At 62.2% G+C, this 18,025-nt stretch carries 15 protein-coding genes; 5 read left to right on the top strand and 10 right to left on the bottom strand.

The genetic code is table 11. The features are described 5' to 3' along the window. Positions 1-39: 39 nt before the first annotated feature. The 10 genes from BPRO_RS20375 to fdxA all read right to left on the bottom strand — a co-directional run bounded on the left by BPRO_RS20375 (position 40) and on the right by fdxA (position 12,225). On the bottom strand, positions 40-1,011 hold the full coding sequence (locus BPRO_RS20375; RefSeq protein WP_011484962.1) for a branched-chain amino acid ABC transporter permease: 972 nt from the start codon (positions 1,009-1,011) through the stop codon (positions 40-42). A 306-nt stretch (positions 1,012-1,317) separates the two neighbouring features. After that, positions 1,318-2,202: a branched-chain amino acid ABC transporter permease gene (locus tag BPRO_RS20370; RefSeq protein WP_011484961.1), complete on the bottom strand. Its 885-nt coding sequence runs from the start codon at positions 2,200-2,202 to the stop codon at positions 1,318-1,320. A gap of 196 nt (positions 2,203-2,398) precedes the next feature. Next, entirely contained in the window at positions 2,399-3,592 is a 1,194-nt protein-coding gene (locus BPRO_RS20365; protein ID WP_011484960.1) for an ABC transporter substrate-binding protein, read from the bottom strand. Positions 3,593-3,693: 101 nt separating this feature from the next. After that, positions 3,694-4,398 (bottom strand): ABC transporter ATP-binding protein, encoded by a 705-nt coding sequence (locus BPRO_RS20360; protein WP_011484959.1) that lies wholly within the window; start codon positions 4,396-4,398, stop codon positions 3,694-3,696. A gap of 200 nt (positions 4,399-4,598) precedes the next feature. Beyond that, positions 4,599-5,405 carry an ABC transporter ATP-binding protein gene (locus tag BPRO_RS20350; RefSeq protein ID WP_011484958.1) on the bottom strand — a complete coding sequence of 269 codons (807 nt, stop codon included), beginning with the start codon at positions 5,403-5,405 and terminating at the stop codon, positions 4,599-4,601. 417 nt (positions 5,406-5,822) lie between these two features. Continuing rightward, positions 5,823-8,351, bottom strand: coding sequence for a DUF6600 domain-containing protein (locus BPRO_RS20345; protein WP_011484957.1), 2,529 nt, complete (start codon positions 8,349-8,351; stop codon positions 5,823-5,825). Positions 8,352-8,895: 544 nt separating this feature from the next. Continuing rightward, positions 8,896-10,101 (bottom strand): amidohydrolase family protein, encoded by a 1,206-nt coding sequence (locus BPRO_RS20340; protein ID WP_011484955.1) that lies wholly within the window; start codon positions 10,099-10,101, stop codon positions 8,896-8,898. A 67-nt stretch (positions 10,102-10,168) separates the two neighbouring features. Beyond that, complete coding sequence (locus tag BPRO_RS20335; RefSeq protein WP_011484954.1) at positions 10,169-10,876, bottom strand: TetR/AcrR family transcriptional regulator; 708 nt, start codon at positions 10,874-10,876, stop codon at positions 10,169-10,171. A 211-nt stretch (positions 10,877-11,087) separates the two neighbouring features. Next, positions 11,088-11,861, bottom strand: a complete 774-nt coding sequence (locus tag BPRO_RS20330; protein ID WP_011484953.1) for a ferredoxin--NADP reductase — start codon at positions 11,859-11,861, stop codon at positions 11,088-11,090. A gap of 34 nt (positions 11,862-11,895) precedes the next feature. Continuing rightward, positions 11,896-12,225, bottom strand: coding sequence for a ferredoxin FdxA (gene fdxA / locus BPRO_RS20325; protein ID WP_011484952.1), 330 nt, complete (start codon positions 12,223-12,225; stop codon positions 11,896-11,898). Positions 12,226-12,493: 268 nt separating this feature from the next. Between fdxA and BPRO_RS20320 the strand changes: the two genes are divergently transcribed. The 5 genes from BPRO_RS20320 to BPRO_RS20300 all read left to right on the top strand — a co-directional run bounded on the left by BPRO_RS20320 (position 12,494) and on the right by BPRO_RS20300 (position 17,938). After that, positions 12,494-14,137: a hypothetical protein gene (locus BPRO_RS20320; RefSeq protein WP_041388976.1), complete on the top strand. Its 1,644-nt coding sequence runs from the start codon at positions 12,494-12,496 to the stop codon at positions 14,135-14,137. 12 nt (positions 14,138-14,149) lie between these two features. Beyond that, on the top strand, positions 14,150-15,058 hold the full coding sequence (locus BPRO_RS20315) for a UPF0280 family protein (protein WP_011484950.1): 909 nt from the start codon (positions 14,150-14,152) through the stop codon (positions 15,056-15,058). A 22-nt stretch (positions 15,059-15,080) separates the two neighbouring features. Further along, positions 15,081-15,722 carry an amino acid synthesis family protein gene (locus tag BPRO_RS20310; RefSeq protein WP_011484949.1) on the top strand — a complete coding sequence of 214 codons (642 nt, stop codon included), beginning with the start codon at positions 15,081-15,083 and terminating at the stop codon, positions 15,720-15,722. Between the two features lie 363 nt (positions 15,723-16,085). Next, entirely contained in the window at positions 16,086-16,670 is a 585-nt protein-coding gene (locus BPRO_RS20305) for an amino acid synthesis family protein (protein WP_011484948.1), read from the top strand. A 68-nt stretch (positions 16,671-16,738) separates the two neighbouring features. Next, positions 16,739-17,938, top strand: coding sequence for an ABC transporter substrate-binding protein (locus BPRO_RS20300; protein ID WP_369794715.1), 1,200 nt, complete (start codon positions 16,739-16,741; stop codon positions 17,936-17,938). Positions 17,939-18,025: the final 87 nt, after the last annotated feature.

The raw sequence follows: 18,025 nt of genomic DNA, 5'->3' as shown, positions 1-18,025 counted from the left end.
AATTGCGGCTTGTGCCGCAGAAGACACTTGCTCGGCGGTTCAGGCCGGCGGCGGGGCGGCCTCGGCTGAGGCCTGACGGCGGCGATCGAGGAAAGCCTGCAACTCACCCACCACGCCCTTGCGGAAGGCCAGCACGCAGACCACGAAGATCGCGCCGATGATGACGGTGACCCATGAGCCGACCTTGTCGGCCAGCAGGTTTTGCAGCGAGATCACGATGCCGGCGCCGAAGACCGGGCCAAAGAAGGTGCCCACGCCACCCAGCAGGGTCATCAGGATCACTTCGCCCGACATGGACCAGTGCACATCCGACAGCGTGGCAAAACCCATTACCAGGGTCTTGAGCGAGCCTGCCAGCCCGGCCAGGGCGGACGACAGCACAAAGGCCAGCAGCTTGTAGCGGTCTACCTGGTAGCCCAGTGAAATGGCGCGGGGTTCATTCTCACGGATCATCTTGAGTACCTGGCCAAATGGCGAGTGCACGATGCGCGAGATGCCCAAAAAGCACAGCACGAACACCGCGACCACAAAGTAATACATGGTGGTGTCGGATTCGAGCGAGAGCAGGCCCAACAGGCGGCCGCGCGGCACGCCCTGCAAGCCGTCTTCACCGCCGGTAAACGGCGCCTGCAGGCAGACAAAAAACACCATTTGTGCAATCGCCAGTGTGATCATGGCAAAGTAAATGCCCTGGCGCCGGATGGCGACCGCGCCGACGACCAGGCCAATCAAGCCGGCCGCGACCGTGCCGGCAAGAATGCCCAGTTCAGGCGTCCAGCTTTGCGACTTGATGAACCAGCCGGTGACGTAGGCGGCCGAGCCAAAAAATGCGGCGTGACCGAAGGACAGCAAGCCGGTAAAACCCAACAGCAGGTTGAAAGCACAGGCAAACAGGGCAAAGCACAGAAGCTTCATGACAAACACCGGGTACAGCCCGATCACGGGCGCCACCAGCGCCAGCGCCAGCAGGGCCAGGTAGGTGATACGGGTCAATTTTTGTGCGTTATTCATTCAGATATCCATCGAACCGCCAAGTGGCGAGCGCGGGGTTCCCGTTCCAGCAGGGGCCGCAGGCGCAGCGCCCCCCGGGGGCAGCGCATTACACGAAGTGAAAAGCGTGGGGGCCAACGAAGGCAGCGCCGGGCCGACCCAAGCAAGTTCAGCCCCCTCGGGGGGCAGAGAGCTACACACAGTGAGCGAGCGTGGGGGCTCTTCATCCCGGCAGGGGCCGCGGGACTGGCTTTGCCAGACCGCAGGCGCAGCGGCCCCCTCGGGGGGCAGCGCAGTACGCGAAGCGACAAGCGTGGGGGCCAACACCTATGCCTCCTTGCCAAACAGGCCCGATGGGCGAACCATCAGCACCAGCACCATGACCACAAACACCACAATATTGGACGCTTCAGGGTAAAACACCCGGGTCATGCCTTCAACCAGGCCGAGGGCCAGGCCGGTAATGACGGAGCCCAGAATCGAGCCCATGCCGCCGATCACCACCACGGCAAACACCACGATGATCAGGTTGGAGCCCATTAGCGGATTGACCTGAATGATGGGCGCGGCCAGCACGCCGGCCAGCGCCGCCAGCGCCGCGCCGGCGCCATAGGTCAGCATCACCATCATCGGCACATTGATGCCGAAGGCCTGCACCAGTGCTGCGTTCTCCGTGCCGGCGCGCAGGTAGGCGCCCAGCCGTGTGCGTTCAATCAGGAACCAGGTTCCCAGGCAAACCACCAGCGACACCAGCACCACCCAGGCCCGGTAATTCGGCAGAGTCATGAAGCCGAGGTTGGTGGCCCCCGACAGCAGTTCCGGCACGTTGTAATTCTGGCCTGACACGCCATACAGCTCGCGAAAAATGCCTTCCGCGATAAGCGCCAGGCCAAAGGTCAGCAGCAGCCCATAGAGCGGGTCCAGCTTGTACAGATGCTTGAGGAACAGGCGTTCAATCACCACGCCGAGCGCGCCGACTGTCAGCGGGGCCAACACCAGTGCAGCCCAGTAGTTGAGGCCGAATTTGTCGAGCATGATCCAGGCCGCAAAAGCGCCCAGCATGTAGAGCGCTCCGTGGGCGAAGTTCACGATGCCCAGCAGGCCAAAGATGACTGCCAGCCCGAGGCTGAGCATGGCGTAAAACGCGCCATTGACCAGGCCCAGCAGCAGCTGGCCCAGAAAAGCTTGATGGGGAATACCGAAAATTTCCATGGAGGCCCGTCAGTTGAGCCTAGAAATGGCGGTTGGACGCGCTGCCACCCGAAAGGTGAACTCGTGCGTGAGCGAATAAAGGTGTGTTCATGCGGTCTTGCCAGCGGTCAATGAGCGGTCAACTGCCGTTTCTAGGTTCTTGCCTTGAGAATACAGAAAAGCGGCCGATCGCACGCGCGACCGGCCAGTAGTCAGCTTACTTCTTGACCAGCGCGCATTTGGACTCGGCAACCGTCGTGAACGCCTGGTCACCGGGAACCTTGGCCACCATCTTGTAGTAGTCCCACGGTGTGCTCGATTCTTTGGTGCCTTTGACCTGGTAGAGGTACATGTCGTGAATCATGCGGCCGTCGGCGCGAATCTGGCCCTTGCTGTAGAAGTCGTCAAACTTCATGGTTTTCAGCGTGCTCATCACCTTGTCAGCATCCGTGGTGCCGGCGGTTTGCACGGCTTTCAGGTAGTTGGATGCGGCCGAGTAGTCGGCAGCCTGCAGGCTCGACGGCATGCGCTTGTATTTGTCAAAAAAGCGCTTGGCAAATTTGCGTGATGCGTCGTCCTGGTTCCAGTACCAGCTGTCGGCCAGTTGCAGGCCTTCGGTGTTGGCCAGGCCCAGGCTGTGCACGTCGTTGATAAACACCAGCAGACCGGCAATCTTCATGCTTTTGGTGATGCCGAACTCTTTGGCCGCTTTCATGGCGTTGGTGAAGTCACCGCCGGCATTGGCCAGACCCAGGATTTGCGCCTTGGAAGTTTGCGCCTGCAGCAGGAAGGCCGAGAAGTCGGAAGCGTTCAGCGGATGCCGCACCGTGCCCACCACGGTACCGCCGTTGGCCTTCACGACCGTGGCGGAATCGGACTCCAGCGAATGGCCAAAGGCGTAGTCAGCGGTCAGGAAGAACCAGTTCTTGGCGCCGGCCTTGACCAGCGCCGAGCCAGCGACCTTGGCCAGCGCCACCGTGTCGTAGGCGTAATGAATGGTGTAGGGCGTGCAATCTTCATTGGTCAGGCGGGCAGAGCCAGCCCCAATCACGATGAAAGGGCGTTTCTTTTCAGTCGCGACCTTGGACATGGCCAGTGCCGTGCCCGAATTGGTGCCGCCGATCAGCGCGGACAGGCCGTCCTTGTCGATCCACTCGCGGGCCTTGGAGCTGGCCACGTCGGCCTTGTTCTGGTGGTCGGCCGTCAGCACTTCAATCGGGCGTCCCAGCACCTTGCCGCCGAAGTCCTGGGCCGCCCACCTGATCATTTCACCGCCGGCCGGGCCGTCGATGTCCGCGTAGAGGCTGGACATGTCGGTGATGAAGCCGATCTTGACCGGTCCCGTGTTCTGGGCCGAAGCGGCGGCGCCCAGGCCGATGGCCATGGCGGCGATAAGAGTCTTGAGTTTCATGAAATTCTCCTTCTTGAGGTGGTGAGATCGGAACCGGCTAAGCAAAAATGGATGACAAAAATCGGGGCATGGGGAAAACGGGAGGCAGGCGGTGAACCGCTCTACACCCCCAAATATTCCTGCAGCATGCCCATGTTTTGCGACAACTCGGCCTGGGCAAACTGCTTGACGATGCGGCCATGCTCCATGACATAGAAACGGTCGGCCAGCGGCGCGGCAAAGCGGAAGTTCTGCTCGACCAGCACGATGGTGTAGCCCTTGGCCTTCAGGGCCAGGATCATCTCGGCGAGCTTCTGCACGATGACGGGTGCCAGGCCTTCTGAGATCTCATCGAGCAGCAACAGCCGGGCGCCGGTGCGCAAAATGCGGGCGACGGCCAGCATCTGCTGCTCACCACCCGACAGGCGCGTGCCGGGGCTGGCCGCACGCTCTTTCAGGTTTGGAAACATGGCGTAGATCTCGGCAACACTCATGCCGCCGGGCGCAATGTTGGGCGGCAGCATCAGGTTTTCTTCGGCCGACAGGCTGGCGAAAATACCGCGCTCCTCGGGGCAGTAGCCAATTCCCAGGCGGGCCACCTTGTGCGGTGCCAGCTTGATCGCCTCTTCGCCATTGATCCTGATTGACCCCTTGCGGGCGCCGGTCATGCCGACAATGGCGCGCAGAGTGGTGGTGCGGCCGGCGCCATTGCGGCCCAGCAGCGTCACTACCTCGCCTTCATTCACGGTCAGGTTCACGCCATGCAGGATGTGCGACTCGCCGTACCAGGCGTGCAGGTCTTCGATTTTGAGGAGCTCTTTGGTCATGCAGGACTCCGGCGTGCTGAAGGGGTCAACGATCGCAGCGAAGAGCCGCCCCGAGCAAGTTCAGCCCCCGAGGGGCTGGAGCCTGCGGCTCCAAGCCTGCTTGAGCAGGTTTGGACAGGCGACAGAGGCGAAGCGTCCCGCGAGCCGCGGCCTGCAAGGCCTCGCGTATTACACGAAGTGAAAAGCGTGGGGGCCAACATCTAATGCGCTCCCTGCAGTGCAGTATCGGCCGTGCCCATGTAGGCTTCAATCACCAGCGGGTTGGCCGAAACCTCGGCATAGGGGCCGTCGGCAATGATGGCGCCGCGCTGCAGCACCGTGATGCGGTCGGCGATCGACGACACCACATTCATGTTGTGCTCGACCATCAGGATGGTGCGGCCGGCGGAAACCTTTTTGATCAGCTGCGTGACGCGGTCCACGTCTTCATGGCCCATGCCCTGGGTAGGCTCGTCCAGCAGCATCAGATCGGGTTCGAGCGCCAGCGTGGTGGCCAGCTCCAGCGCACGTTTGCGGCCATAAGGCAGGTTCACGGTCAGTTCATCGGCAAAGCCGCTCAGGTCGACTTCGGCCAGCAACTCCCGGGCACGCTCGTGCAGGTGGAACAGGGTGCTCTCGGCTTTCCAGAAATGAAACGAGGTGCCGAGGTTGCGCTGCAGCGCTGCCCGCACGTTTTCCAGCACCGTCATGTGGGGAAACACGGCCGAAATCTGGAAGGAGCGCACAATGCCGCGCCGCGCGGTTTGCGCCGGCTGCTCGTGTGTGATGTCGGTGCCGTTGTAGGTGATGGTGCCGGAGGTGGGGTGCAGGAATTTGGTCAGCAGGTTGAAAAAGGTGGTCTTGCCGGCGCCGTTGGGTCCGATCAGCGCGTGAATATGCCCGCGCTGGACTTTCAGGTCCACGTTGTTGACGGCAACGAATCCCTTGAATTCCTTGGTCAACCCTCGCGTTTCAAGAATGAACTCCACTGACAAATTGCTCTCCGGCAGGTGATGGGGTGAACTCATGGAGTCGGTGTGGCCGGCCAGGCGGGCACAAACCGGGGTCCGATGAAAGACAGTTGGTCATACTAGCTATCCGGTTGCGGCGGCGATACCGGGTAAAACCCTTAGGTAGTTTTGCGTGATGGGCAACCCGGGTTTCGCTGCCGGTGAAGGCGAGTGAATCTGTCCGGTGGGATGGTGCGTCACGCAAATTTCTCCAGTGACCCGCCGGCCGTCCAGAACCAGACGCCTTCACTGCCTTCACCTGCCGCCTCCTGCCGGGGTCGGCCGCTTCCAGATCCAGACGCGGGCGAAGGCGTCATGGGCGGCATCGTGCTCAAAATCCTGAACCGGAAGCGGCCCGGGTCCGGTGGGCAGGACCGCTTGATGCTGTTAACGCTGGAGCAATCCAGGGCCGTGACGAATCATGAGGCCGGTGGGTTACTGTTCCCGGAACCGGCCGGGCAAGCCCTCCGGCCGGGGGGCGGGTGCGTTGGCCGCGTCCGCCTCACGTGCCTGTTTCCGTTGCTGGGCCTTGCGCTGTTCCTGCTGCTGCAGTTGCTGCTGTTGCAGTTGCTGTTGCTGTTGCTGTTGCTGCAGTTCGTGGGCCTGGCGTTGCTGCTCCCTCTGTGCGCGTTGCTGCGCCTGTGCCTGTGCCTGTGCCTGTGCTTGCGCTGCTTGTGCCCGCTGCGCCTGCTCGCGCAGGGCGCGTTGCCCCTGCAACTCTTCGTTTTGCCGGCGCTGCTGGTCCTGCTGGCGGATCAGCTCCCGTTGTTGCCGCTCCTGCTCGCGCTGGAGTTGCTGTTGTGCCCGCTGCGCCTGTTCGATGGCGCTGCGTTCTGCTGCTGCGGCCCGTTCACGCTGGGCGCGCTGAATCAGCGACTCTTCGTTTTGCCGGCGCTGCGCCTCCTGTTGCTGTGCCGCTTCGCGCTGCTGGCGCTCCTGCTCGCGCTGGAGTTGCTGTTGTGCCCGCTGCGCCTGTTCGACGGCGCTGCGTTCCGCTGCGGCGGCCCGTTCACGCTGAGCGCGCTGAATCAGTGATTCTTCGTTTTGCCGGCGCTGAGCCTCCTGTTGCTGTGCCGCTTCGCGCTGCTGGCGTTCCTGCTCACGTTGCAGTTGTTGTTGCTGCTGCTCGCGCCGGGCGCGTTGCTCCGTGTCGATGGCATTGCGTTCTGCCGCGGTCCGTGCGTCCGGGCTGGCAGCGGGCATGCCGCCCTGCTGCCGTTCACGCTGGGCGCGCTGAATCAGTGACTCTTCGCCTGGCCGGCGCTGCGTATCCTGTGGCCGTGCGGCTTCGCGCTGCTGGCGTTCCTGGTCACGTTGCAGTTGTTGCTGCTCGCGCCGGGCGCGTTGTTCTGTGTCGGCGGTACTGCGGTCCTGCAAGGCGGGCGGGGTGATCTGCCCGGGTCGTGCCGGCGGCTGCGCGCCGATCAAGCCCTGGGTTGCCGGTGCCGCCGGCAAGGCAGGCTGTGCCCTGCCGTCGCGGCGTTCGTCCCGGCGCTCCTCGCGGCGCTCTTCCCGGCCGCGTACCACGGGCTGCGTGACCACCGGCGCGGGCGGCAGCGCAGCCGCTGCGGCAAGCCGGGGCCGCTGCACGTCGGGGCGCTGGGGTATTGCGCTGCGGTCGACCACCACCGGCGCCCGGTTCAGCTCGGCCAGGTTCAGCGCAGGGTTGCCGCGCACGGGCCGACCGCGGGAAAAGTCATCAGCACTCACCACCGTCACGGCAGCGGGCTGGCGCTGGTAGCGGTAGATGTTGGTTACGTTGACTGTGGTGTTGACCACGATGTTCTGGTTCACCTGCGTCACGTAGCGCGGGCTCACCCGGTAAATCGGCCTGAATGCCTCGCCCGGGGCCAGCGGAAACCAGCCTAGAGCGGGCTGTAGCGTCCCGCCCGAGCCGATGGAGATACTCCAGTTCACACCGCCGCTGCTGCCGCCCACAAAGACGACCAGTGCGGGTGCGTACACCGGGCGCGCTGTCAGCCGGCCCGGCACCCAGGCCCAGCGCTGACCGATCAGCGCCCAGCGGCCATAGTGACACGGTGCAAATCCCCAGGGGGCGTCGTCAATCCAGGTCCAGCCCCAGGGCGCTATCCAGCTCCAGTAGCCCATGCGGTACGGCGCCCAGTGCACTGGCACGACGCGGGGCAGCCAGACAGCACCGTAAGTCGGGTCCTGGCTCCAGTCGCCATACAGGTCGAGCTGCTGGTAGCCGGTGACTTCGCGGGGCACATAGCGCGCCGATACCGACTGGTCTTCAAGCCGGTCACGCTCCAGAGCCCAGAGGTCAAAGCTGTCGAGCACGGTGGAGCCCGGTGCCCCGGGCGTCAGCTGCGTGCCGGTGAAGCTGGCCTGCTGCTGGCTGGCCAGCGTGACAGGCAGGCCGCTGTCGCCGTAGACGGTGCCGCCGCCGGACTGCACCACCACGCGTGTGGTGTCGGTGGCCAGGTTGGCGTCCAGCCGGTAGTCGCCCGGCTGCGAAATCACGAAGGCCACATTGGGTGTATTGACCTCCAGGCGCTGGCCCTCAAACAGGGTGCGCACGCGCAGCCTCAGGGTGCCCTGGGCCAGGCGCAACTGGACCACGTCGTCGTCCAGCGCCAGGAAGTCCAGGCTGGTCTGCTCGTTCATGCGTACGGCGGTCGAACCGATATGCAGTTCGGCGCGCGCACGCGGGCCCGTCCACAAGCGGTCACCACGCGTCAGCGGCCGGTTCATCGTGGCGGGCGTCCAGGCGCTGGCGTCCTGGGAAGCGGCGATGTCGGCCGGTGAAAAACTCACGGCACCCTCCATCAGATTGAGCCGGGCCACGCGGCCGGGCGGATCGATGTATGAGCCGGGCGCCTGCGCCCAGGCTGTGGCCTGCAGCATGGCCAGCAGCCCGGCCGCGACAAGCGCCGGAAACCTCCGGCAAGCGCGGGAAAGCTGGAGCCGCAGGCCTGGTAAAAAAGCCGGAAATGGTGTCATGTTGCGCACTCTCTTCCTGTCGTGATGGCCGCGACGGGGAAACCCGCTCGTGGCATGGGTACCGTGTATCGCCCCTGGCGGGCTTGCAGGCACGACCCTCACTATCACAACGCGCGAGTAAAAGGTTGGACAGTTAAGCGCGGGTAAAGATTGCACCATTTATGTGCGGCTCTGAAACAGGATGTAATGCGCGGTTCGTGGGCAAGGGGGGCCGGCCGCATCTGTCTGAGATGGCACATGTTTTCAGCACGAGGCCAGTGCCTCGCAGGTCACCGTGCCTGCGAGCTTCTACAGCGTTCTACAGCGCGTTCGTGGGGCCAGGTACGGCAGAAAACAGGGCAGCCTCCAGGCCGCAATCAGTCATGCCGAAAATCGGTGCTTCGGGGCTTGTTAATCGCCACAATGACTTTGCTGTCTTTCAGCGCCTGAACATGCTTCCCGGCCCCTTTGAGTTGGCTGGCGCAACTGGCCAGCGGCAGGGCGACAGTATGCCGCGGTCAGCCCCGATGGCCATGCGCTCCCGGATTCCACCCGTTGAACGGCGTCAGGCGGGAACGGTGTGGTGTTGAACACCGGGGATTTGTGTGGCCGGCGGGGTGTTCCGGCTGCGGCCGCAGCGCACCATGCCGTCAATCATCACCATGCCCACCCCCGGAATGTCACCGCATTGAATGCTGTCCAGGAGGTCAAGCCCGGCAGAATGCTGGGCCTTGTCCATGAACACGAAGTCAGCGGCGCGACCGACTTCGATCAGCCCGCAATTGAGATTGCGAATGCGCGCGGTATTGCCGGTGGCAAAACAGAGCGCCAATTCGGCCGGAATGTTTCCCAGGCTTGAGAGCAGGGCGATGAGCCGCAACATGCCCAGGGGTTGCACGCCTGATCCGGCCGGGCCATCGGTGCCCAGAATGACACGGTGCGGACATTTGAGCTGCAGCGCGGCTTGAGCGGCCGCGATCGCCACTTTTTCATTGCCGTTGTGGACAATCTCGATGGCGCGAGAGGACCTTTCGCACAGCTCGCAGACATGCGCCTCCGATAATGCCGTGTGCCCGCCGTTGATGTGGCCAATGACGTCGGCATCGGCTTCAAGCACCACATCCTTGTCAATCAGGCCGGAGCCGGGAATGGAGGGGCCGCCTGTATGGATGGTGCTCTGGATGCCGTACTTGCGCGCCCAGCCCACCATTTCCTTGGCCTCGTAGCCCGCCTTGACGGAACCCAGGCCGACCTCGCCAAGCAGCGTGACGCCGGCCTCGGCCAAATCCTTGAAATCCTGCTCGGTCATGCCTTTTTCGATGATGGGTGCGCCGGCAAGAACCTTGACGCCACCGGGGCGAAAATTGTCAAACGCGCGCTGCGCCGTAATGGCCAGCGCTTTGAGGCCAACAATGTCCTTGGGCCGCCCGGGAAGATGAACTTCTCCGGCCGAGATCATCGTGGTGACGCCGCCGTGCATGGTGGAGTCGATCCAGCCAATCTGGTTTTGCCGTGGCGTCCAGTCACCAAATACCGGATGGACATGGCTGTCTATCAAACCCGGACAGACGCAGGTCTGGTGCGCGTCAATAACGGTCTGCGCATGCGCGATGTCGCAGTCCTTGGCCTTGCCGACAGCCACGATCAGGCCATCGTTCACGACAATGGTGTCCGCATCCAGGATGGGTTTGTCGATGTCTCCGGACAGCAGCAAGCCGATATTCCTGATGACGACTTTTCCTGATTTGCCGGTCGATGCTGCTTCTGCCATGGACAGTCCTTTGAAGAGATGGTGTGGTGATATCGCCGGCATGCTCATGCGTGTCGGCGTGCGCAAATCAAGGATTCCGCATGACAGTGCGCAGCACGGTACTGGTGATGAAGGCCTGCCATTGGGCCAGGGCCTCGGGTGCCTGCAGGTCTTCCCCCAGAAAGGCCGACAGGGTGTGGCGGTTGGAGACGTAGAAATAACCGGTCGCCGCTATCAGCAAGTAGACATTGCGCGCGGAAATATCGGCGCGGAACACGCCTTTGCGAACACCGCTTTCCAGCAGCTGGCTGATGATCGCTATGGCCGGAGACGAATATTCCCTGGCGCGCATCGACTTCGCGATATGTTTGCCTCGATGCAGGTTTTCCGTATTGAGCAGCGTGATGAATTCAGGATTCTTGTTGTAATAAGAAACCACGAAGCGAATGATCTCCTTGAGGGACTCCACCGGCTGTTCGATGTCCAGCGTCAGCTCCAGCTCCGCATCGTTCATCCGACGGTACATGTCTTCCAGTACCTCGATGAACAAGCCTTCCTTGCTGCCGAAGTAGTAGTAAATCATCCGGTCGAACGATTTGGCCGATTGGGAGATTTTCTCCACGCTGCCACCCTCGTAGCCGTAACGGGCGAAGACCTTGGTGGCCGCGCGCAGGATGTTGTCGCGCGTGGTTTGCGCCGCCTGCTCGCGCACGCCGGGCCGCTTGGCCGGCGCGCGCCGGGAGGCCGATGAACGAGGTTTGGCGGTCTTGGCCGTGATGGCTGCCTTCACTGTCATGCGTGAACTCCCGGTAGCGATTTACTTTTTGTCAGGAGAAAATTTTCCGCAGGGCCGCCCCAAGCAAGCACAGCCCCCGAGGGGCTGGAGCCTGCGGCTCCAAACCTGCTTGAGCAGGTTTGGACAGGCGACAGAGGCGAAGCGTCTCGCAAGCCGCGGCCTGCAAGGCCTCGCGTACTACGCGAAGCGAGAAGCGTGGGGGCTATATTCTTCATTGCTCGGCAAAAGCGCGCTCAATGACAAAGTCGCCGGGCCTGGAGGTGTTGCCCTCGTGGAAGCCGTTTTTCTCCAGCATGTGTTTCAGGTCCCTGAGCATGCCCGGACTGCCGCAAATCATGACGCGGTCATGCGCCGGATCCAGCGCCGGCAGTTTCAGGTCGGCAAGCATCTTGCCGCTTTCTATCAAGTCGGTGACACGGCCCATGTTCCGGTAGGCTTCCCGCGTCACGGTGGGGTAGTAAAGAAGCTGCTGGGACACCAGATCCCCGAGAAATTCGTGCTGCGGCAAGTGCTCAACGACCAGGTCGTGGTACGCCAGCTCGTCGGCCTGGCGCACGCCATGCACAAGAACAATCTGCTCGAACTGTTCGTAGGTCGCCGGGTCGCGGATGATGCTCATGAAGGGGGCCAGGCCGGTTCCGGTTGAGAGCAGATACAGCCGCTTGCCCGGAAGCAGATAGTCAATGACCAGCGTGCCGGTAGGTTTGCGGCCCACGATGATAGCGTCGCCGACCTTGATATGCTGAAGCCGCGATGTCAAGGGGCCTTCGGCCACCTTGATGCTGAGAAACTCAAGATGCTCCTCGTGGTTCGGGCTCACGATGCTGTAAGCACGCAGCAGCGGCTTGTCGTTGACCCGCAGGCCTATCATCGTGAAGTGGCCGTTGCTGAAGCGCAAGGATTTATCGCGGGTGGTGGTGAAGGTAAACAGCTTGTCGGTCCAATGGTGGACGGACAGGACGGTTTCTTCGTTAAATGCGCTCATGGTGATGGACTACTGGGTGGTTGGGTTGAAGTTTTCAGCGATCGAGATTGACGCTCGCCAGCTTACCGGTTTTGTCTTTCCATTGCTCCGCCGTCGGCAGGGGCGCGGTGCGCCTGGAGAGGGTGGGCCACAGCTTGGCCAGGCGTTCGTTAAGTTCTAAAAAGGGTTGGAACTGTCCGGGTGTGTCCGTGTCCGCATAGATGGCATTGACAGGACACTCCGGAATGCAGACGGCGCAGTCAATGCATTCGTCCGGATCAATCACCAGAAAGTCGGGACCTTCCCTGAAGCAGTCCACCGGACAGACATCCACGCAATCGGTGTATTTGCATTTGATGCATGCATCAGTTACTACATGGGTCATAGGTGCTCCTTCATGGCGTTGGCCAGGGTGGCGGGCGGCCGTCCAATGGCAACAATGTGCCACGTTAATGTAGTGAATGCAACATTTAAATGTAGTGAGCACAACATTTTTAAAATAAATTCAAAAGTGATGCGTAAACACCATTGCATCGGAAATCCGTATGCGCTACATTGATTTTAAATGTAGCAAATACAACATTTGAGTTAAGCGTGCACTACATATGGAGCGAGGTCCTGGATACGTGGGCTGGTAGCAAGAAGGCAAAACGATGACCGAACACACAAAGACGGACGGACTGCCGGGCATGGATATGCCCGACCCTCTCCAGGTCATGGAGAGGGCCAGGCCGCGCAACGAGCGGATGAACAGCGAAAAGATCGAGTGCAATGCCTGTCCTGTGCTTTGCCAGATTTCGGACGGCCGCAGCGGCGCATGCGACAGGTACGCGAACCGCGGCGGCACCCTGGTCCGCGTCGATCCCGTGCTGTTGTTGCGTCGTACCCTGGCCGACAAAGAGGCTCATGTTGTTCCTTTTGCCGGGCGCGTGGCCGTCGGTAATCCGGCCGGGCAAGCCCCGCCGCCAGAAGGTGTGCCGGCTGCTGCAGCGGCGCCGGAGTGGAGCGGAGACCTCCTGCTGGCCGACGAGGTTTTTATCACCGGCGTCGGCTCATCGACGACCTACCCCGATTACAAGCCAGCCCCTTTCATCGTGTCTTCCAGGGCGGCGGGGGTCGACCTGGTCACCGTCGTCACGGAAGGAATTTTCAGCTACTGCAGTTTCAAGGTGAAGATAGACACCGACCGCTTCCTCGGTGCGGAGCAGGCCAATGTGCGCGTCAAGGGCGAGGTTGTCGGCCACGTGACGACGGCGGAGTACGGCTCCCAGATGCTGTCGCTGGGTGGTGTGCATCACCTGACCGGCGGCAGCAAAAAAGAGGGTCGGGTGACAGTCGAGATGATGAAGGCGCTTGGCAACAAGCAGGCGGTTGAGTTCACGATTGACGGCGGCTCCCAGATATTGATACAGGCGGGCCGCGCGCCTGTCGTGAACGGGGTGGAGGAAAAGCGCATGCGGGTGGGCTGCGGGTCGGCCACCATCGGAATTTTCGCGAAGCAGCTGTTCGGCAAGCTGGACGAGGTGGTGGTGGTCGACGATCACATCACGGGTGTGCTGACCGAGCACCAGGCGGGCCGTTGCCTGGACATGCGTGCCTCGGGGATCAGGATGCGGGGCCGAAAATCCACGCCAGGACGCTATTTCCAGGTCGCCAATCCCGGCACGGGCTGGGGCGGCACCGACATCGCCGATCCGTTGTCAATCATCGAAAGCTGGGACGCCGAAGTGGCGTGGCCGGGCTTGCGCCTGTTGATGACCTCCACCACCGGCGAGCATGCGAGCTGGTACGTTCTCGATGAAGCGCTCAATCCCGTGGAGCAGGAAATGCCGGCCGAAGTGCGCCGCATCGTTGAGCGTATCGGTGAGAACTGCGAGCCATCCCTGTCCACCGTGCTTTTCCTTGGTGGCGCCGGCGGCAGCCTGCGCGCCGGCGTCACGGAAAACCCGGTTCTTTTGACCCGTGCCATCAAGAACGCGCTGGTGAATGTCACCTGCGGCGGTGCCCCTGCCTACGTCTGGCCTGGTGGTGGCATCACCGTGATGGCCGACGTCATGCGCATGCCGGACAACAGCTTCGGAACCGTACCCACGCCCGCCATCGTTGCGCCCATTGAATTCAGCATGAAGCTTGACGACTACCGGGTGCTGGGTGGCCACATGGACTATGTGCGCACGCTGGAAGATGCACTGCGCCGGGGTGCCTGGCACAACGAAGGTGCGCCCTCGGCGCGAGAGTGGGTGCAATTGTCCCCGGCCAATCCGTGGCCGCTGGCGCGACCCCCCTTGCTCGGCTGAAACGCAACAGCCATGGATGCCCAACGCACGCAACTGGCCGATGGCCGCTGGCATTTCCAGCATGGCCCGATGGACATCATCATTGGCGCCAGCGGCAGCCCGGCATCATTGGAAATGGCCCATGCCGATGCGTGGAAACGCTTCACCGGCATCCTCGATGAATTGGTGCAGGAGCTGGCTGTTCTGCGGCGCCCGGTGCGCGGCGCTTGCCCGCTGCGGGGCCCCATCGCCCGGCGCATGTGGCATGCATGCCAGCCGTACCAAAGCCGTTTCATCACCCCGATGGCGGCGGTTGCCGGCGCGGTCGCGCAAGAGCTCGTTGCGTGTTACTCAAAAAGCGGCGTGACGCGGGCATGGATCAACAACGGAGGCGACATCGCCTTGCACCTTGCGCCATCGCAGTCGGTGCGAATCGGTCTCTATGCCAATCTCGCCCGCCTGGATCTGGACGAAATTCGGGACGGCATCCGTACGGACGGTCAATTTGAGGTCGCCAGCGTGCTGCCGGTCCGCGGGGTCGCCACCAGCGGTTGGCGCGGCCGGAGTTTTTCACTGGGAATCGCCGACAGCGTCACGGTTCTGGCGCGCACGGCCTCCGAGGCCGATGCCGCTGCAACCGTCATTGCCAATGCCGTCGATGTGGCTGACGCGCGTATTGTGCGTCGACCCGCCTGCGAACTGAAGGACGACACCGACCTGGGCTCCATACCCGTCACGGTGGATGTTCCGCCGCTCGAGCCGACATTGGTGGAGCAGGCCTTGCGCGCGGGCCTGAGGCGGGCGCAGGAGTTGCGCGCCGCAGGGCTGATCTGGTCCGCCGCGCTGGTTTGCCAGGATCAGATAACGACCACAGGCAATACGGCCCTGGGATTGTTGGAAAACCGGCGAACCGACATGCAGGTTGGTTCGGTATTTGCTTAATGAAACAGATGGACTCAAAGCGATGATTGACATACGACGCATCTTTACGCACGTGGAGCAAATTCAGCACGAATTTGGTCCGGTGGCGCGAACGCCACTGCTGCGCGGGGCGATTGCCGCCGTGCTGACCAATCCGTTCGCCGGGCGCTATGAGCCTGACATCTTGCCGATGATGGATGAGCTTCAGCCCGTCGGTCTCGAGATGGCCCAGCGCCTGCGCGCGGCGATGGATGTGCCGGCGGACCGCATCGAGGGCTACGGAAAGGGTGCCATTGTGGGCGCGGCGGGAGAGCTTGAGCACGGTGCGCTCTGGCATGTGCCGGGGGGTTACGCGATGCGTGAGCTGCTGGGCTGGAAAGGTGACCGAAATGCCTATGCCAAGGGACAGGCCGAAGAAAAAACCGGGCAGCCCGGCAATGCGTTGTCTATCGTGCCGTCAACCAAAAAAGTGGGCGGACCAGGCGCTGCGCTGGATGTGCCGCTGACGCATGTCAACGCCAGTTACGTGCGCAGTCATTTCGATGCCATCGAAGTGCGTGTTCCGGGCGCACCCCTGCCGGACGAAATCGTCTTCATTCTTGCGATGAGCACAGGCCCCCGCATCCACGCGCGGGTGGGCGGGCTGGCTGCCAGCGCCATCAGCAAGTGGGACGGTTTGCGCTGACGCGGCATCGCACCCAACGACAACATTCAACCTAGAAACCGCAGTTGACCACTCATTGACCGCTGGAAAGGCCGCATGAACATACGCTTATTCACTCACGCAAACACTCATCTTTTAGGTGACAGCGCTACGCACCCGATTGAGCCGCCCTGGCGCGCGCTGGCGGCGTTGCTCCTCCTTGCGGGCATCAGCCCGCAGCGTCGTGCACAGCGAAGGGCCGCCCCCGAGCAAGCACAACCCCCTCGGGGGGCAGCGCAGTACGCGAAGCGACAAGCGTGGGGGCTACGTCTCGCCTTGCCAGCCCACCCCATGACGGCCCACTCGGGCACGTCCAACTGCGGTTTCTAGATTCAAGGAAAAACCATGACAGCCAGGATTCGAAAAATCATTGTCCAGGTCGATGAGACCCGTGTCGAGATGGGCAGGGCCGTTGATCCGCCAACGCGCAAGGCGCTGGCCATGGCGGTGATCGACAACCCTTTCGCCGGGACTTACACGGAAAACCTTGACGAGTTGATCGCCATAGGCGAAGAGCTGGGTGGTCTGCTGGGGCAAAAGTGCGTGCAGGCCCTGGGTATCTCGCCTGGCCAGGCGCACAGTTATGGCAAGGCGGCGATTGTCGGCGAAGCCGGCGAGCTTGAGCATGCCGCTGCCATCCTGCATCCCAGGCTGGGTGCGCCGCTGCGTCTGGCGGTTGAAAAAGGAGCCGCATTGGTGCCTTCCAGCAAAAAGCGGGGTGGCCTCGGCACCGCGATCGACGTTCCGCTCGGGCATAAGGACGCGGCTTTTGTGCGCAGCCACTTCGATGCAATGGAGGCGCGCGTTGCCGATGCACCGCGTGCCAATGAAATTGTGGTCGCTGTCGTTGTGACAGACAGCGGCCGACCCCTTGCGCGCGTGGGCGGACTGCAGGTCCACGAAATCAAAGGTGAAGATGGACTCCGGTAAGCCGGGCGCATCACAAATTAATCCGATCCACGTAATCCGATCCACGACAAGCAGGAGTTTTTATGAACATGCAACACAAAATACTGAGCGCCGTGACCTGTCTTGGTCTGATGGCCTCGCTGGTGACCGCTCAGGCACAAGACGTCATCAAGATTGGCGAGATCAACAGCTACAAGGCCCAGCCGGCCTTTCTGGAGCCCTACAAGAAAGGCATGGAGCTGGCTGTCGAGGAAATCAACGCCTCCGGCGGCGTCAACGGCAAGAAGGTGCAGCTGATCATCCGGGACGACAACGCCAATCCGGGTGACGCGGTGCGTGCGGCCGAGGAACTTGTCTCACGTGAGAAGGTGGATGTGCTGACCGGCTCCTTCCTGTCCCACATTGGCCTGGCGCTGACGGACTTTGCCAAACAGAAGAAGTTTTTCTTCCTGGCCGCGGAACCGCTGACCGACAAAATTGTCTGGCAAAACGGCAACCGCTATACCTTCCGCCTGCGCACCTCGACTTATATGCAGGTGGCCATGCTGGTTCCGGAAGCTGCGGCAATGAAGAAAAAGCGCTGGGCGGTGGTGTACCCCAACTATGAGTACGGCCAGTCCGCAGCGGCCACCTTCAAAACGCTGCTGAAGGCGGCCCAGCCCGATGTGGAGTTCGTCGCCGAGCAGGCGCCACCCCTGGGCAAGGTCGATTCCGGCAGCGTGGTGCAGGCCCTCGCTGACGCCAAACCTGATGCCATCTTCAACGTGCTGTTTGGTGCCGATCTGTCGAAGTTCGTTCGCGAAGGCAACACCCGTGGCCTGTTCCAGGGCCGTGAAGTCGTGAGTCTGCTGACCGGCGAGCCCGAGTACCTTGATCCTCTGAAGGACGAAACGCCCAATGGCTGGGTCGTCACCGGTTACCCCTGGTACGGCATCCAGACGCCGGAGCACAAGGCATTCTTTCTGGCTTACCACGGGAAATACAAAGACTATCCCCGCCTGGGCTCCGTCGTTGGGTACAGCGCCATCAAGTCCCTGGCCGAAGGCATGAAAAAAGCCAGGTCGACCGACACGGAAAAGCTGATTGCAGCCTTCAGCGGCCTGCAGGTGAAAACGCCCTTCGGCCCTGTGGTTTACCGTCCGGAAGATCACCAGTCCACCATGGGCATCTATGTCGGGCGCACCAAAAACGAAGGGGGAAAAGGCGTGATGGTCGACTACCGCTACATGGACGGTGCGAAGTTTCAGCCTGGCAACGCAGAAGTGAAGAAGTTGCGCGCCGCTGACTAACAAGGCGAATGCACCGCGAAACGCCGCTTGGCACTCGCAGCTCAAGCACGCGGGTGTCAGCCGCCAGGTTTGCCGTCGTCCGTTTCG

The sequence above is a fragment of the Polaromonas sp. JS666 genome (assembly GCF_000013865.1).
GTDB lineage: Bacteria > Pseudomonadota > Gammaproteobacteria > Burkholderiales > Burkholderiaceae_C > Polaromonas.
The sequence above is the reverse complement of the archived record's forward strand: the minus strand, read 5'-3'. Positions and strand labels throughout refer to the sequence as shown.

Bases quoted from the DNA above. Each gene is read 5' to 3' on its own strand.
- BPRO_RS20360 (WP_011484959.1), bottom strand. From the start codon at position 4,398: ATGACCAAAGAGCTCCTCAAAATCGAAGACCTGCACGCCTGGTACGGC.
- BPRO_RS20320 (WP_041388976.1), top strand. From the start codon at position 12,494: ATGACCGAACACACAAAGACGGACGGACTGCCGGGCATGGATATGCCC.
- BPRO_RS20310 (WP_011484949.1), top strand. From the start codon at position 15,081: ATGATTGACATACGACGCATCTTTACGCACGTGGAGCAAATTCAGCAC.
- BPRO_RS20305 (WP_011484948.1), top strand. From the start codon at position 16,086: ATGACAGCCAGGATTCGAAAAATCATTGTCCAGGTCGATGAGACCCGT.
- fdxA (WP_011484952.1), bottom strand. From the start codon at position 12,225: ATGACCCATGTAGTAACTGATGCATGCATCAAATGCAAATACACCGAT.
- BPRO_RS20370 (WP_011484961.1), bottom strand. From the start codon at position 2,202: ATGGAAATTTTCGGTATTCCCCATCAAGCTTTTCTGGGCCAGCTGCTG.
- BPRO_RS20350 (WP_011484958.1), bottom strand. From the start codon at position 5,405: ATGAGTTCACCCCATCACCTGCCGGAGAGCAATTTGTCAGTGGAGTTC.
- BPRO_RS20375 (WP_011484962.1), bottom strand. From the start codon at position 1,011: ATGAATAACGCACAAAAATTGACCCGTATCACCTACCTGGCCCTGCTG.
- BPRO_RS20330 (WP_011484953.1), bottom strand. From the start codon at position 11,861: ATGAGCGCATTTAACGAAGAAACCGTCCTGTCCGTCCACCATTGGACC.
- BPRO_RS20300 (WP_369794715.1), top strand. From the start codon at position 16,739: ATGCAACACAAAATACTGAGCGCCGTGACCTGTCTTGGTCTGATGGCC.
- BPRO_RS20315 (WP_011484950.1), top strand. From the start codon at position 14,150: ATGGATGCCCAACGCACGCAACTGGCCGATGGCCGCTGGCATTTCCAG.
- BPRO_RS20365 (WP_011484960.1), bottom strand. From the start codon at position 3,592: ATGAAACTCAAGACTCTTATCGCCGCCATGGCCATCGGCCTGGGCGCC.
- BPRO_RS20340 (WP_011484955.1), bottom strand. From the start codon at position 10,101: ATGGCAGAAGCAGCATCGACCGGCAAATCAGGAAAAGTCGTCATCAGG.
- BPRO_RS20335 (WP_011484954.1), bottom strand. From the start codon at position 10,876: ATGACAGTGAAGGCAGCCATCACGGCCAAGACCGCCAAACCTCGTTCA.
- BPRO_RS20345 (WP_011484957.1), bottom strand. From the start codon at position 8,351: ATGACACCATTTCCGGCTTTTTTACCAGGCCTGCGGCTCCAGCTTTCC.